The following is a 14465-nucleotide window of genomic DNA, read 5'->3' on the forward strand; positions in this document are numbered from 1 at the left end:
GATCCAAACCGATGTCGCCCGGTTGCTTACCCCGTCCCAGCAACTGACCTTTGCGCGATATGGCATCGAGAATGGCCACTGGGTGACAAAGAGCACCGCCAGTTACCAAGTGGATCACACGCCGCAACGGCCTGATTAAAAGGATAAGGCTCCGTGAGATTAAAAAATTCTTTGATTAAGTTGTTGTGCGCAAGTGCGTGGACTATCGCGGCGCCATTGCCGTCAGCTCATGCCTATCAGGTTGCTGTCACGCAAGGCGTGACACTTACAAAGAAAAATTTTGAGCAATGTACATTTGATTTTGAAGATTCAAAATATTTGGCCCGTCAACGGGAGGGACGCTTTGCTATACCTTACGGGGACAATGGCGGGTGCGTTATACGTCTTCTAGAAAAGAGAAATGTCTATAATTCCAATGATCATCTATCGTTATTTATAACGATACCGTCAGATATTGATGACGTTATCGCATACCAGGGATTTTTTAAGGACAAAAATGGAAACTGGGCATTCAAGGGAAATCCTATGCTTATCTATTTTATTTCGTTTAAGAATTTGTCTTTTGAAAATATTTATCGTGGCAAAGATGTTGTGCTTGTCGGACGCCAGATTGAAAGGTCCAAAGATCAAGCGGGAACTTTATTGGCATTGGAGGGGGTGCGGATCTTGCGTATAACACCGTCCTATCTCGTTTCAATAGATATGCCTTTTCAACCTTCCTCCCCCAAAGAAGCCCGGGACGACATCATCAAAGACATGGTCAATCTCGTCGAAAGCGTCCACGTCACCGCCGACCCGTGATTCGTAGGCGCGGCCCCGGCTACGAGCTGCTGCGCTACGGCCGCGTGCTGGGCCCGGATGCGCTGCACCCGGATGATCGCGACAGCAGCGAGGTGTACTACCTCACCGGGAACGGTTCCCGTCGTGGCTGGATCAACCTGTCTGACGAGGCCATCCACGCAGGCTGGCGCAAAGGCTAGTGGTAACCGCGACACGAATACGCCATACCGGTATCTGTCAGAAGTTATTGCCATCGAAAAATGTTGCATCGCAACTAAATTCCATATAAATATTTATTAATCAAATAGTTATATTTGACACAGAAAAATTTGGATCGAGGCAAATTTTTCGTTTACAGTCGGAGGACGGACGACGGCCTCCGCAGACCGTTCGCCCTCCTGGGTTGAAGGTGTCGCGCAAGCTCGTTTCCCACTGAATCGCGCACGCTTTCTGATTTTCGTTTTGTAGCGCGTTTCGTGGAGAAAACAGCATGGTGTCACGTCGACGGTTCCTGCAGGGGTTGGGAGCACTGGCTACGCTTGGCAGTCCTTTACCAGCGTTGGCGAAGTTCGCCGAAGGTCCCGAAGCCGCAGCGCGCGCGAAAGGTAGCGTGGTGGCTGCGAGCGGCGTGTCGCGCTATGTCGATGTGTTCATTGGCACCGGCGGTCATGGGCATACGTATCCGGGCGCGTCGATGCCGTTCGGCATGGTGCAGTTGAGTCCGGATACGAATGATGCGGGTTGGGATGCATCGTCCGGTTATCACCAGGCCGATGGTTCGATCATGGGCTTTTCGCACACGCATCTGAGCGGTACGGGTGCGGCCGACATGCTCGATGTGCTGGTGATGCCGGCGCAAGGCGAAGTGTTGTTGCAGCCGGGCGAGCGTGGTTTGCCGCACGGGAATTATCACTCGCAGTTCGATGGTGCGCCCGGTCCTGGGCCGCAGCTTACGGCCAACAGCAAGGCGAATCCCGGCAAGGGCTACCGTTCGCGTTTCACGGCGGAACATGCACGGCCGGGTTATTACAGCGTGCATCTGACCGATCACGATATTCGCGCCGAACTGACGACGACGTTGCGCGCAGGCATGCATCGCTACACCTTCCACGGCCAGGGCAACGGTCATTTGCTGGTGGATTTCGCGCACGGCTTCCACGACGACTACAAGACGCCGTGCAAGGTGACCGACGCGCAGCTGCGCGTGGTCGGTAACGACACGCTGGTGGGCAGCCGCCGCGTGCACCAATGGGCGGATGGACGGCATATTTATTTCGCGATGAAGGTATCGCGTCCGTTCTCGCACGCCACGCTGTATTCCGAAGACGTCGCCGCACCGGATGGCACCGGCGAGCTGAAAGGCACGCATCTGAAAGCCGCGCTGCATATCGACAATGTTTCGCAGCAGCCGGTGTTGGTGAAGGTAGGCATTTCGGGCGTGGATATCGAGGGTGCCTTGCGCAATCTCGACACCGAAATGCCCGCGTGGGAATTCGATCAGCACCAGCAGGCGGCGGCCGATACGTGGGAGCGCGAACTCAGCCGCATCCGTGTCGAAACTTCGTCGCAGCGAGATCTGCGCGTGTTCTACAGTTCGCTGTATCACACGATGCTCGCACCGACCTTGTTCAGCGACGTCGATGGCCGCTATCGCGGTATGGATCTGAAGATCCATCAGCTTGAGCATGGGCAGAACAACTACAGCACGTATTCGTTGTGGGATATCTACCGCGCGCAGGCACCGTTGCTGACGCTGTATCAGTCCGACCGCGTACCGGATTTCCTCAATTGCCTGGTGCGCATGGCCGAGGAAAGCCCGGAAGGCCCCGCCGTGTGGCCGCTGCAAGGCGTGGAAACCGGCTGCATGATCGGCTACCACTCGGTGGTGCTGTTGGCCGAAGCGCAAGCCAAAGGTTTTACCGGCATCGATTTTGCGAAGGCCTGGCCGATTTATCGCAAGCGTGCGATGGAAGACGATTACCGTGGTCTGCCTTATTACCGCAAGATGGGTTACATCCCAAGCGACAAAGAACCCGAAGCCGTCAGCAAGACGCTGGAGTACGCGTATGACGACTGGGCGATGGCGCAGCTGGCCGAGGGCGCGGGCGAGAAGGCATTGGCTGAAACCTTGCGCCAGCGTTCGCGCAACTATCGCAACGTATTCGATACGAAAGTGAGCTTCGTGCGCCCGCGCGGCGAAGATGGCAAATGGTTGGAGCCGTTCGATCCGCGCGGCATGGGTCATTCCAGCCAATGGCGCGATTTCACGGAATCCAATTCCTGGCAGGCGACCTTCCTCAACCAGCACGATCTGTATGCGTACATGGGCCTGTTCGGTGGCAATGATGCCTTCGAGCGCAAGCTCGATGAGCTGTTCACTACCAGCTCCAAGCTGCCGGCAGATGCACCGCCGGATATCGCGGGCATGGTGGGCCAGTATGCGCATGGCAACGAACCCAGCCATCACATGGCTTATCTGTATGCATATACCGGCGCGCATTACAAAACACAGTCGCGCGTACGCATGCTGACGGTAAGCATGTATCCGCCTGAACCCGATGGTTTGGCCGGCAACGAAGACTGCGGGCAGATGAGCGCGTGGTACATCATGAGTGCGCTTGGCCTGTATTCGGTCGATCCGGTCAGCACCAACTATGTTTTCGGCAGCCCGCTGTTGGACAGGGCGGAAATCGAACTGGCCGGTGGTCGCAGGCTGACGATCCGCACCATTAATAATGGGCCGAATCATCCTTACATTGATTCGGTCACGTGGAACGGCAGGCCGTGGACGAAGAGCTGGATCAGCCACGCCGAACTGCTGGCGGGCGGCGTGCTGGAATTCAAGATGTCCGCGACGCCCAATAAACAGTTCGGCGCGGCACCGGATGCGCGGCCGCCATCGTTCGGACATGCAGCGAGCGATGCGGCAACGGCTTGATACATTTTCGTCGCGCTTGCGCGTTCGCTGCGCGCCGTCGCGCGGGCGAACGCCGGGGTCCAGTGATTTAAGCAAACGACGCTGGGGCCCGGTGTTCGCCAGGATGATGGATGCTCATCCATGGAGCTTTGCAAAAACAATCATGGCTTGCTGAAAACGTACGTATGTGATGTGGCTTCGAGCCCGGTGCGATTCGCGGTTGCACCGGGCTTTTTTGTGCCTGCAAAGCACGCGAGCTTTGCTCGCGTTACCCCACCCTAGCCCTCCCCTGCTGGGCAGGGGAGGGGACGGTATTTCGCGGAATCGAGGCGTGGTGCTTATGTTCCAGTGGACAGCAAGCGCGCGCGATATTTGCTCGGCGATTCGCCCGTCCACCGGCGGAACGCACGCGTGAGGTTGGCCGGATCGGCGTAACCCATACGCATCGCGATTTCATCCATGCGCAAACCAGGATTGAGCACGTCGCGCATCACGGCTTCCTTGCGTGCATCATCGGCCAGTCCACGAAAATTCAGGCCTAATCGCTGCAACTTGCGCTTGAGCGTACGGCTGGACATACACAACGTGCGCGCCGTTTCCTCGATACTCGGGTAGCCTGTCTGCTCGTGGGCTTGCAGAAAGTCCATCACGCGCACGACCAGGTCATCGGAACGGCGCTGTCGCGCGCGTTCACGTTCGCATTGCGAGGTGATGTGTCGCAGTGTGGAGGCGTTGGAGCTGGCCAGCGGACTGGCCAGCTCCGCGCTCGGCATACGCACCAGGCACAAGCCTGTTTCGAAGCGCGTGGCGACCACGCGATGGCGGTAGCGCGCGTAGTGCAGCGGCTCGGGACCGCGATGCCAGCTCTCGATGCCGGGCAGCACGCGTTGCGCCAGTTGCTCGCATAGGCGTGTAGTCATGGTCAGCAGTCGATCCACCGCGCAAAAACGCATCGCTGCGCGCGGCGCGAGGTCGTGCACGACCAGTTCCGAAAAACCATCGCGCTCGCCGAGACGAATGCTGAACGTGGTGGTGCGCAGGTCCAGAAAATGGGCCCACAGCGCGAGTGCGTCGCCCAACGTCGCGCAACTGAGCATGCCGTAGCCGAGCATGCCGTGCCATGTCAGTGTGCTGTGCAGGCCGATCCGGTAGCCGAGGCCCGGATCGTTGGTCAACCGCACGGCGTTGGTGAGCAGCAAGGCATCCTGATGTGTGGTCAGCCGGCCGTTGTCCTGCAGCTGGTCCACGCCGATGCCGGTGCCCAGCAAGGCCTGTTCACGCGGGATGCCCTGTTGTTCCAACAGTTGCAGCAAGGCCAGGGCGTAGTCGATGTGAACATCATCTTTGTACAGCTTGTGCACGTGGCCACTCCACGAACGGTATCCGGGGAAATCGCCCGGTGCCTGAGGGAGGATGCCGGACAGGCCCACCATGGCCCAGGACTGTGCAGGAAATTTGGAGATTGCATGGATTTGCGCGCCCGCGCTTGAAACGGCGCCGATTACCGGCGCTAATGACCCAGAAATCCCCCGCCGATCACGTTGTTGTCCATGCGCCCTGGCCTCACCGCCAAGCTTTTTCTCGCCATGCTCGCCGTGGCCGTATTCGCCGTGATGTCGATGGGCATCGCGGCGCGCATCAGTTTCAATCACGGTTTTCTGGGGTATCTGGCCGAGCAGGAAGCGGAGCGCATGGATAGCGTGGCCACTTCGCTCGCCAGGGCCTATCGCCAGCACGGCAGTTGGGATTTCCTGCGCGACAATCCCGGCGAATGGTTTGCGATCATGCGGCCGAGCCACTTTGGACGCATGCCGCCGCCGGGCGATTTTTTTGGCAGGGGCGACGCATTCGGACCGCCGCGCAATGCGCTGGCGCCGCCGCCTGGACAAAGCGATCAACCACCGCCGGATATGCGTATGCGGCCGCCCGGCATGAACCATCCGGGCGGTCCCGGCTCCCTTTCTGACTTTACCGGCACCGATTTTCGCTTCGCCCTGCTCGATGCGCAGAACCAGCTTTTGTTCGGCAGCCCCGCCGTGGAACAGGGTGCGCATTCGTTGAAGCGGGCCATCGTGGTCGATGGCCGCACGGTGGGTTGGCTGATGATTCTGCCGTTGCGAGATGTCACCGAAACCGGCGACGTGCGCTTCCAGCACGGCCAATATCAGGCGAGCTGGATTATCGGCGTCCAGGCGCTGCTGTTGTCGGCGTTACTGGCTGTGTGGCTCGCACGCACCTTGCTGACGCCGGTGCATCGCATCGCCAAGGCGACGCATGCGTTGGCGAAGGGTGATTACACCACCCGTGTGGAAACGCCGTCGCACGATGAGCTCGGCCAGCTCGCTCGCGATTTCAATCGGCTTGCCGTGGCGCTGGAACGCAATGAGCGCACGCGTCGCCAGTTCGTGGCGGATGTGTCGCATGAATTGCGCACGCCGCTGGCGATCGTCCGCGGTGAACTGGAAGCGCTGGAAGATGGCGTGCGGCGCTTCGATCGCGATGCCATTACCTCGCTGCAGAGCGAAGTGGCGTTGCTCAGCAAATTGATCGACGATCTTTACCAGATCTCGCTGGCCGACGTGGGCACCCTGATCTACCGCAAGGTGGAGGTGGATCTGGGCAAGCTCTTGGAAGGCATTGCCGACATCTTCCGCGAACGACTGCGCCGCGCGAACATCGATCTGCAACTGACCGTGCCGCCCGCGCCGGTGCGGGTGAACGCCGATGACGATCGCCTGCATCAGCTGTTCGCGAATCTGTTCGAGAACAGCGCGCGCTATACCGAAGCCGGCGGTGTGTTGCGCGTGGTGGTAAGGGTCATGGCCGACAGCGCGATCGTCGACCTGATGGATTCGGCGCCCGGGGTGGAATTGGGCCATTTGCCGCGTCTTTTCGAGCGCTTTTATCGCGCGGACGCATCGCGCAATCGCGCCAGCGGCGGTGCGGGGCTTGGGCTGTCCATCTGCCGCGCCATCGTCGAGGCGCACGGTGGAACGATCGAGGCGCACCCGTCCCCGCTGGGTGGCCTGTGGCTGATGGTTCGCCTGCCGATGGAGACGCTGTGACATGGAGACACCTTCGCCAACACGGGCGCGCATCCTGATCGTGGAAGACGAACCCAAGCTGGCCTCGCTGCTGGCCGATTATCTGCAGGCGGGCGGTTACGAGAGCCACTGGGTCGCCGACGGTCGCGACGCGGTGCCCGCGGTGAAGGGACAGTTGCCCGATCTGGTATTGCTCGACCTGATGCTGCCGGGTCGTGACGGATTGGATATCTGCCGCGAACTGCGCAGCTTCAGCGACGTGCCGATCATCATGCTCACCGCGCGGGTGGAAGAGATTGATCGGCTGCTGGGCCTGGAACTGGGTGCGGACGATTACATCTGCAAACCTTTCAGTCCGCGCGAAGTGGTGGCGCGCGTGAAAGCCATCCTGCGACGTGCGCGCCAACCGCCCGATGCCGGCAGCACGCTGTTGCGGATCGACGAATCCACACACAGTGCTGTATTTCACGGCACCACGCTCGAACTCACACCGGTGGAATTTCGTCTGCTCAAGACGCTGGCCGCCAACCCGGGGCGGGTTTTTTCACGCGATCGTCTGCTGGATAACCTCTATCTCGATCACCGCATCGTCACGGATCGCACAGTCGACAGCCATATCAAGAACCTGCGTCGCAAATTGGAACAGGCAGCGCCCGCGCACGATCCGATTCGCTCGATCTATGGAGTAGGCTACAAACTAGAGATCGAGTGACGAGGTGGATGTCTCGTGCATAGCAAGCGCTGCGATGTCCTGATCGCCGGAGCAGGTCCTACCGGACTGGTGCTCGCGTTATGGCTCACTCGATTGGGCGCAAGCGTCCACATCATCGATAAAACCGACGCACCCGGTACGACCTCGCGCGCAGTTGCCGTGCAGGCGCGCACGCTGGAGCTTTATCGTCAGCTCGATCTGGCCGATACGGTGATCGCTGCGGGCCAGAAGGTGCCAGCCATCAATCTGTGGGTGAAGGGTGAACGCGCCACGCAGGTGACGTTCGAAGCGCTGGGCAGCGGGCTCACGCCGTTTCCCTTCCTGCATATTTTTCCGCAGGATCAGCACGAACGCCTGTTGGTCGAGCGTCTTGAAGCATCGGGCGTGCAGGTTCATCGGCGAACCGAGCTGACGGGCTTTGCGGACGAAGGCGGGTGCGTTGTCGCGCGCCTGCGTGGCGCCGATGGCACGCCCTACGCGTGTGAGGCGCACTATCTGGCCGGCTGCGATGGTGCGCGTTCGCTGGTGCGCGAGACGATCGGTACAGGGTTTCCGGGCGGCACCTACAAGCAGGTGTTTTACGTGGCGGATGTGGATGCGTCCGGGCCGTCCATCAATGGTCAGTTGCATATCGATCTGGATGAAGCGGATTTTCTCGCGATCTTTCCGCTGGCCGCCGAAGGCCGCGTACGCCTGATCGGCACGGTACGCGATGAGCGGGCCGAACATGCCGAGTCGCTGCGCTTCGAGGATGTGAGTGGACGCGCCATCGAACACTTGAAGTTACAGGTGCGGCAGGTGAATTGGTTTTCCACTTATCGCGTGCACCACCGCGTGACCGAGCACTTTCGCAAAGGCCGCGCGTTTTTGCTGGGTGATGCGGCGCACATCCACAGTCCCGCCGGCGGCCAGGGCATGAATACGGGTATCGGCGATGCCATCAACCTCGCCTGGAAACTGGCCAGCGTGGTGGCCGGCGAAGCGCCCGAAAGCCTGCTGGACAGTTACGAAAGCGAGCGCATCGGCTTTGCACGTCGTCTGGTCGCCACCACCGATCGTGTGTTCACCTTCGCCACCGCGGAAGGGCGTATCGCCGAGCTGGTTCGCACGCGGCTGGTGCCGGTGCTGATGCCTGCCTTCATGCATGCCGAACGCCTGCGTGAATTCCTGTTCCGCACGGTGTCGCAGATCACTTTGAACTATCGCAAGGGGCCATTGGCCGAAGGATCGGCCGGCGAGGTGCACGGCGGGGACCGCCTGCCGTGGGCGAGCCCGGACGCCGATGACAATTTTTCCAGCCTGGCGAGCATGGCCTGGCAGGTGCATGTTTACGGCGAGGCCAGCGCCGCCTTGCGCGCGTGGTGCACCGCCCGCGGCTTGCCGTTGCACGTTTTCGGCTGGCATCCGGCCCACGAAGCGGCGGGTTTCGCGCGCAACGCGCTGTACCTGATCCGCCCGGATACCTATGTGGCGCTGGCCGATGTGTCCGGCTCACCAGACGCCGTAGACAACTATTTTACTTCCCGAGGCATTAAGCTGTTACCTCCGCGCGCGCGATCCTCTCGGTCCGATCCGCCCCGCGGGCGGGGGGACATCGATGAATTCTGATCAATCCATGCGCACCAAAGGGTCCGCAGCGGCACCAGCCGATGCCGGCACATACGTAAAGATAGCAAGCGTCGTCGCTGCCATCGGCGGCTGGGGCATGGGCATGTACGCCGGTTTCAACCTGCTCTTGCCGCTGGTTTCGACCGCGGTGATATGGCTTGCCGGCAAGTGGCTTTTCGGCGCGGCAAGGCAGGAGATCCTGCCGCCGTTTTGCGTGCAGGGCGGCCATCTGGTGTGGTTCGTGTTCGGCATGGTGATGTCGCGCCAGTATCTGTCGCCGAGCCTCATCGACATCATCTGGCTCACGGTGGGCCTGACCTGGTTGTGGCTGCAGCCCAGCAAGCTGGCGCTGTGCTTTCTTGCGGTCTATCAGCTGTTCTCGCTGCCTTATAACGTGCTGCACTTTACGCAAACGCAGTTCGGCAGCGTGGCGAACAAGGCGCTGGCCGTGCACATTCTGTGGCGGTGCCTGGCGCTGTTCTACCTGGGGCGTTTGTATTTGCGCATGAGCAAGCCGCAAACGGAAGCGTGATCTGACGCTCGATATCGATGGATACGCCGCCCCGGCGAAGGCTGGGGCTCGGCGACATGCAGGTCCCCAGAGTCACTGCGCCCCGGCTTACGCCGGAGCGACGGATACGTTGAGGACGCGACGCTAAAACGCCGCGATGATGCGCCCTGCTTCGGCCAGCACAACGCTGCGCGCTTGCGTGTCTTTCGCCGGATTGTCGTAGTACGCCGTGACCAGCAACGGTTTGCGTCGGGGCGGCCACATGACGAGCACGTCATTGGTCTGCCTGGTGCTGCTTCCGGTTTTTTCGGCGATCCGCCAATCGGCCGGCACACCAGCACGCACGAGCTTTTTGCCGGTGACGGTGCCGAGCATCCATGCGGTCAATTGCTGACGCGAGGCGAGCGATAGCGCATCGCCGAGCAGCAGCCTGTGCATGGTCGCCAGCATGGCGTTCGGCGTGGTGGTATCGCTGAGGCCATCGGCGCTGGGACGGTTGAGTTCGGGCTCCACGTGATCCAGCCGCGTGACCGTATCGCCTAACTGCCGCGCCAGATGCGTCACCACGGAAGGGCCGCCCAGATGCGTCAGCAACACATTCGCGGCGGTGTTATCGCTCAGCGTGATCGCCGCTTCGCAGAGTTCGCCGATGGTCATGCCCGGCGGGCCTGCGTGCTGGCTGGTGATGGGCGCGTACGCGAGGACAGCATCCTTGCCGAACACGAGACGACGATCAAGCCGTTCGGTGCCGTGATCCACGCGCGACAATACCGCGCCCGCCAGCAGCATCTTGAAGGTGCTGCACATAAGAAAACGCTCGTCGGCGCGATAGCCGGCACGGTTTTCGTTCTCGGTGTCCCATACCGCAACGCCCAGGCGCCCGCCGTAACGCTGTTCCAGGGCCGCAAAGGCGTTGGTGCCGGAGGAAGCCGCCAGCAATCGCGAGGGCCGCATGGCGAGGGCCGCTGTACCTAAAGCCACCGTTTTGAGCAGATGTCGTCGATCCATAATGATCTCTCTTGTGATGCGCGTCGTGCGCGAATTCTCCATGCTAGCGACCGGCACCGACCCGGGGCGGCGCAAGGCGGGGCGAAATCCTGGCAATGGGCATTTGGCCTGATGATGCCGGCGACAATTGGCTCTTGCATGCCACGCGGCGCCTATTTGAATGGGCCATTGTTCTGCGACGGAGCGTTGCATGCGTAGTGCCGATAGCGGTCGTGCTGTCTTTGCCCTGGCATTTGTCGTGCTGGGTCTGCTGAGCCTTTTTTCCGGCGATTTCGCTTACGTGTGGCAACCGGTGCCACCAGGCCTCCCGGCACGCGCGGTGCTCGCATGCTTATCGGGAGCGGTGATGTTGCTGGGTGGCGTGGGTTTGCTGCTTCGGCGCACGCACGCACCGGCATCATTCGTGCTGCTGGTATACACGCTCGTGTGGTTGCTGGTGCTGCATGTGCCGCGCGTCATCATGGGGCCGCAGCATGAAGTGAACTGGGGTGGCTGCGCGGAAATCGTCACGCTGGTGGCGGGTTGCTGGACGTTGTATGCCTGTAACGCGCGACCCGGCCGCGCGCCTTACATCGCTGCATTGAGCGGCGCGAACGCACTGCGCATGGCGCGACTTGCGTTCGCGCTGGCACTCCCGCTGATCGGTCTGGAGCATCTGATTTACGCCAAGGAGACCGCGGACATGGTGCCGGCGTGGCTTCCCTATCGCATGGGCTGGGCCTATGTGACGGGCATCGCACATATCGCGGCGGGTTTTGCCATGGCGCTGGATGTATTGCCGCGTCTGGCCGCCACATTGGAAGCGTGGATGATGGGCATCTTCACCGTGCTGGTATGGATGCCGATGGTGATGGCCGCGCCATCGCAGCGCTTTGTGTGGACCGGCTGCATGATCTCGTTGGTGATCACGGCCGCGGGGTGGATCGTGGCGTCCTCGTATCGCGATGCGCCGTGGCTTTCTTTCAGCCGTGCGCGTAATCGGGTGATTGCGTTGGCGCTGCGCTGAAGTGCGGGGCACCCCATGCGTTCGTCGCCCCGGCGTATGCCGGGGCAACGAGCTATCGAGCATTACGCACGGTGCAAGTCATGTGCATGTGTTAGACGTTGCGTCCCGTCTCGAACAGGAACCACACGCGCCGCTCTGCCTCGTCGATCCAGTTTTCCAACAGGCTCGCCGTGGCTACGTCGTTGTATTCGTCGCACAAGCCGTGCGTCTTTCGCATGTGCTCGGCAAGCGTGGCGTTGTCTTCGCGTAGTTCCGCCAGCATGTCCTGCGGGGAGACGAAATCCGCATCGTTGTCGGACAGGCGCTGATGCCGGGCGATGTCGCCAATGGAACGCAGCGTGGTACCACCCACCTTGCGTACGCGTTCGGCGATCGGGTCGGTGGCGGCGTAGATTTCGTCGGACTGCTCATCCAGTAGCAGGTGATAGTCCCTGAAGTGCGGGCCAGTCATGTGCCAATGGAAATTCTTGGTTTTCAGATAGAGCGCGAACACATCGGCCAGCAGGGTGTTGAGCTCGGCGGTGATGTCGCGGCGCGCGTCTTCACCCAGTGCGCTGGGGGTTTTCAAGGGGGATTTTCGCAATTGCTTGGCTTTGGCTGCCTTGTCGGCCTTGTTCGGTTTGGCCATGGTGCTTTCTCTCCTCGCGACAGGGGTGGTTGAATGAGAGATCGATACGGGTCCCGCGACCATAGGCCAGCGCACCGATACAGGCAACAGGCGCAGGTGTCATCTTGACTGGCTAGACTGCCGCTACAACCCGGGGAGGAGCCACCGCGTCATGCCGGAAACGCCCGCCAATGGGCTGAAAAAGCCCGCTTTGCTCGCCGCCGGCGCCGGCGCCCTGGGCGTGGTCTTCGGCGATATCGGCACCAGTCCGCTGTATACCTTCAAGACGGTGCTCGACATCACCGGCGGCCACACGCCACAAACGATAATGGGCGTGATTTCCCTGTTGATATGGACCTTGGTCATCGTCACGTCGGTCAAGTATGCGGGTTTCGCCATGCGCATCGACAACGATGGCGAAGGCGGCATCCTGGCCTTGATGGCTCTGCTTGGGGTGAAACGTCACAAGCGCCCATTGATCGTTGCGGCGGGCTCGTTCGGCGCGGCATTGATCTACGGCGACGGCGCGATCACGCCAGCGATTTCCGTGTTGTCTGCGCTGGAAGGTTTGAACATCGCCACGCCGTCGCTGCAACATGACGTGCTGCCGTTGACGGTACTGATTCTGTTGGCGCTGTTTGCGCTTCAGCCGATGGGTACGGCACGCATCGGGCGTGCGTTCGGGCCGATCATGGCCGTGTGGTTTCTTACCATGGCGGTGCTCGGCCTATGGGGCATCGTGAAGCATCCGGGCATTCTGTGGGCGCTCAATCCCTATTACGCATTGCGTTATCTGATGCACGGCGGCAGCGGCGCATTCCTGGTGCTGGGCGGCGTATTTCTCTGCGTGACGGGCGCCGAAGCGCTGTATGCGGACATGGGGCACTTCGGTGCAGGCCCCGTAAAACTCGCATGGTCGGCGCTGGTGTTTCCTAGTCTTGTGCTCAATTACGCGGGCCAGGGCGCGATCGTTCTCGCCGGCGCCTCCACGCAAGGCAATATCTTCTATCGCCTGTGCCCGGCATCGCTCACGTTGCCGTTGATCGTGTTGTCGACGGCCGCGACCATCATCGCCAGCCAGTCGATCATCACCGGCGCGTTTTCGATGACGCGGCAAGCCATCCAGCTCGGCTGGATGACGCGCTTCAAAGTCTCGCAAACCTCCGAGCAAGGTTATGGCCAGATCTACGTCGGCGCCGTGAATTGGTTGCTGATGCTGGTGACGATCGGATTGGCGCTGGGCTTTCGCAAGTCCGATAACCTCGCCGCCGCTTACGGCATTGCGGTATCGGCCACCATGCTGATGACGACGATGTTGTTGTTCATCGCGATGCGGGAAATATGGAAGTGGCGCACGGTGGTTTGCGTGGCCGTGGCGGGCGTGTTTTTTATCGTCGATGCATCGTTCTTCGCCTCGAACATGATGAAACTGCCCGATGGCGGTTATGTGCCGCTACTGCTTGCGGCCGTCGTGTATGGGGTGATGTATGTGTGGCATCGCGGCATCCTGGCGGTTGCCGCGCGCGTCAGCGAGGATCCGTTGCCCGTGGATGTGTTTCTGGATGACCTCGCCCATGCGGGCGTTGCGCGCGTGCCCGGCACGGCGGTGTTCCTCACGCGCGCCAAAGCCACCACGCCGCAAGTGATGCAGTGGTACGTCAAGCACAGCAAATCGCTGCATAAGCGTGTGCTGGCGGTGAAGCTGGAGATTGCCTCCGTGCCGTGGGTGGCCGCCCGCGATCGCTTGAGCCTGGCTGAAATTGCGCCCAATTTCTGGTCCGTGACGGCGGCCTACGGTTTCATGGAGCGCCCGGACATGCCCGCGCTCATGGCGCAGATCGCCACTCACGGCTGCCCGATTCACCCCGATGAACTCACCTATTTCGCAGGCATCGAAAAAATCGTCCCGCGCGAGGATGGCAACGGCCTCCCGCGCTGGATCCGCGTGCCATTCACCATGCTGCTGCGAAACAGCACCCGGGTTACGGATTACCTGCGGATTCCCGCCAACCAGGTCGTGGATATCGGGCGGCAGATTTCGATCTGAATGTGTTTCTGCCGGCTGGCAGCCTGCTGTTTTCTGTTAGCGCTCTCAGCGCCACGCGCCGTTGAAAACTGACGCGTTACGCCGGCTGCAGCGGGGCCGGCGCGTGCTTCACAAAGGTCAACGCGGTACTGCCATAAGCCTCGCTTCCAGGCCGCACGCAGCGGGCGACGGTTCGAAAACAAACGGTCGCCTGCATGGCACGCTCCTTGCCTCCAGTCGGAATGG

At 60.9% G+C, this 14465-nt stretch carries 12 protein-coding genes; 9 read left to right on the plus strand and 3 right to left on the minus strand.

Features of this window, described 5'->3' with window-relative positions:
• Positions 1-153 precede the first annotated feature (153 nt).
• The 3 genes from DWU98_RS21690 to DWU98_RS09970 all read left to right on the plus strand — a co-directional run bounded on the left by DWU98_RS21690 (position 154) and on the right by DWU98_RS09970 (position 3718).
• Positions 154-801 (plus strand): hypothetical protein, encoded by a 648-nt coding sequence (locus tag DWU98_RS21690; protein WP_147293284.1) that lies wholly within the window; start codon positions 154-156, stop codon positions 799-801.
• Complete coding sequence (locus tag DWU98_RS09965) at positions 798-980, plus strand: hypothetical protein (RefSeq protein ID WP_115495418.1); 183 nt, start codon at positions 798-800, stop codon at positions 978-980. The genes DWU98_RS21690 and DWU98_RS09965 overlap by 4 nt, the downstream gene beginning before the upstream one ends.
• Positions 981-1270: 290 nt before the next feature.
• Positions 1271-3718, plus strand: coding sequence for a GH92 family glycosyl hydrolase (locus DWU98_RS09970; RefSeq protein ID WP_115495419.1), 2448 nt, complete (start codon positions 1271-1273; stop codon positions 3716-3718).
• A gap of 317 nt (positions 3719-4035) precedes the next feature.
• On the opposite strand, the gene DWU98_RS09975 is transcribed toward DWU98_RS09970, so the two are convergent.
• Positions 4036-5058: an AraC family transcriptional regulator gene (locus DWU98_RS09975; protein WP_158545028.1), complete on the minus strand. Its 1023-nt coding sequence runs from the start codon at positions 5056-5058 to the stop codon at positions 4036-4038.
• Positions 5059-5247: 189 nt separating this feature from the next.
• On the opposite strand from DWU98_RS09975, the gene baeS reads away from it, so the two are divergent.
• From baeS to DWU98_RS09995, 4 genes are read left to right on the plus strand one after another with little or no spacing between them, the layout of a single operon-like run.
• On the plus strand, positions 5248-6762 hold the full coding sequence (gene baeS, locus DWU98_RS09980) for a sensor histidine kinase efflux regulator BaeS (RefSeq protein WP_115495421.1): 1515 nt from the start codon (positions 5248-5250) through the stop codon (positions 6760-6762).
• 1 nt (position 6763) lies between these two features.
• Positions 6764-7453 carry a response regulator gene (locus tag DWU98_RS09985; protein ID WP_115495422.1) on the plus strand — a complete coding sequence of 230 codons (690 nt, stop codon included), beginning with the start codon at positions 6764-6766 and terminating at the stop codon, positions 7451-7453.
• A 15-nt stretch (positions 7454-7468) separates the two neighbouring features.
• On the plus strand, positions 7469-9061 hold the full coding sequence (locus DWU98_RS09990) for an FAD-dependent monooxygenase (RefSeq protein ID WP_115495423.1): 1593 nt from the start codon (positions 7469-7471) through the stop codon (positions 9059-9061).
• Positions 9051-9593, plus strand: a complete 543-nt coding sequence (locus tag DWU98_RS09995; protein ID WP_115495424.1) for a hypothetical protein — start codon at positions 9051-9053, stop codon at positions 9591-9593. The genes DWU98_RS09990 and DWU98_RS09995 overlap by 11 nt, the downstream gene beginning before the upstream one ends.
• 123 nt (positions 9594-9716) lie before the next feature.
• Here DWU98_RS09995 and bla read toward each other — a convergent pair whose 3' ends face one another.
• Positions 9717-10580 (minus strand): class A beta-lactamase, encoded by an 864-nt coding sequence (gene bla, locus DWU98_RS10000; RefSeq protein WP_115495425.1) that lies wholly within the window; start codon positions 10578-10580, stop codon positions 9717-9719.
• A gap of 190 nt (positions 10581-10770) precedes the next feature.
• On the opposite strand from bla, the gene DWU98_RS10005 reads away from it, so the two are divergent.
• Positions 10771-11586 carry a DoxX family protein gene (locus DWU98_RS10005; protein WP_158545029.1) on the plus strand — a complete coding sequence of 272 codons (816 nt, stop codon included), beginning with the start codon at positions 10771-10773 and terminating at the stop codon, positions 11584-11586.
• A gap of 91 nt (positions 11587-11677) precedes the next feature.
• On the opposite strand, the gene DWU98_RS10010 is transcribed toward DWU98_RS10005, so the two are convergent.
• Positions 11678-12214, minus strand: a complete 537-nt coding sequence (locus tag DWU98_RS10010; protein ID WP_115495427.1) for a Dps family protein — start codon at positions 12212-12214, stop codon at positions 11678-11680.
• A gap of 151 nt (positions 12215-12365) precedes the next feature.
• Here DWU98_RS10010 and DWU98_RS10015 point away from each other — a divergent pair, with 151 nt between their 5' ends.
• Positions 12366-14240 (plus strand): potassium transporter Kup, encoded by a 1875-nt coding sequence (locus DWU98_RS10015; RefSeq protein WP_115495428.1) that lies wholly within the window; start codon positions 12366-12368, stop codon positions 14238-14240.
• The last annotated feature ends 225 nt before the right edge of the window (positions 14241-14465 follow it).

The organism is Dyella monticola (assembly GCF_003363155.1).
Lineage (GTDB): Bacteria > Pseudomonadota > Gammaproteobacteria > Xanthomonadales > Rhodanobacteraceae > Dyella_B > Dyella_B monticola.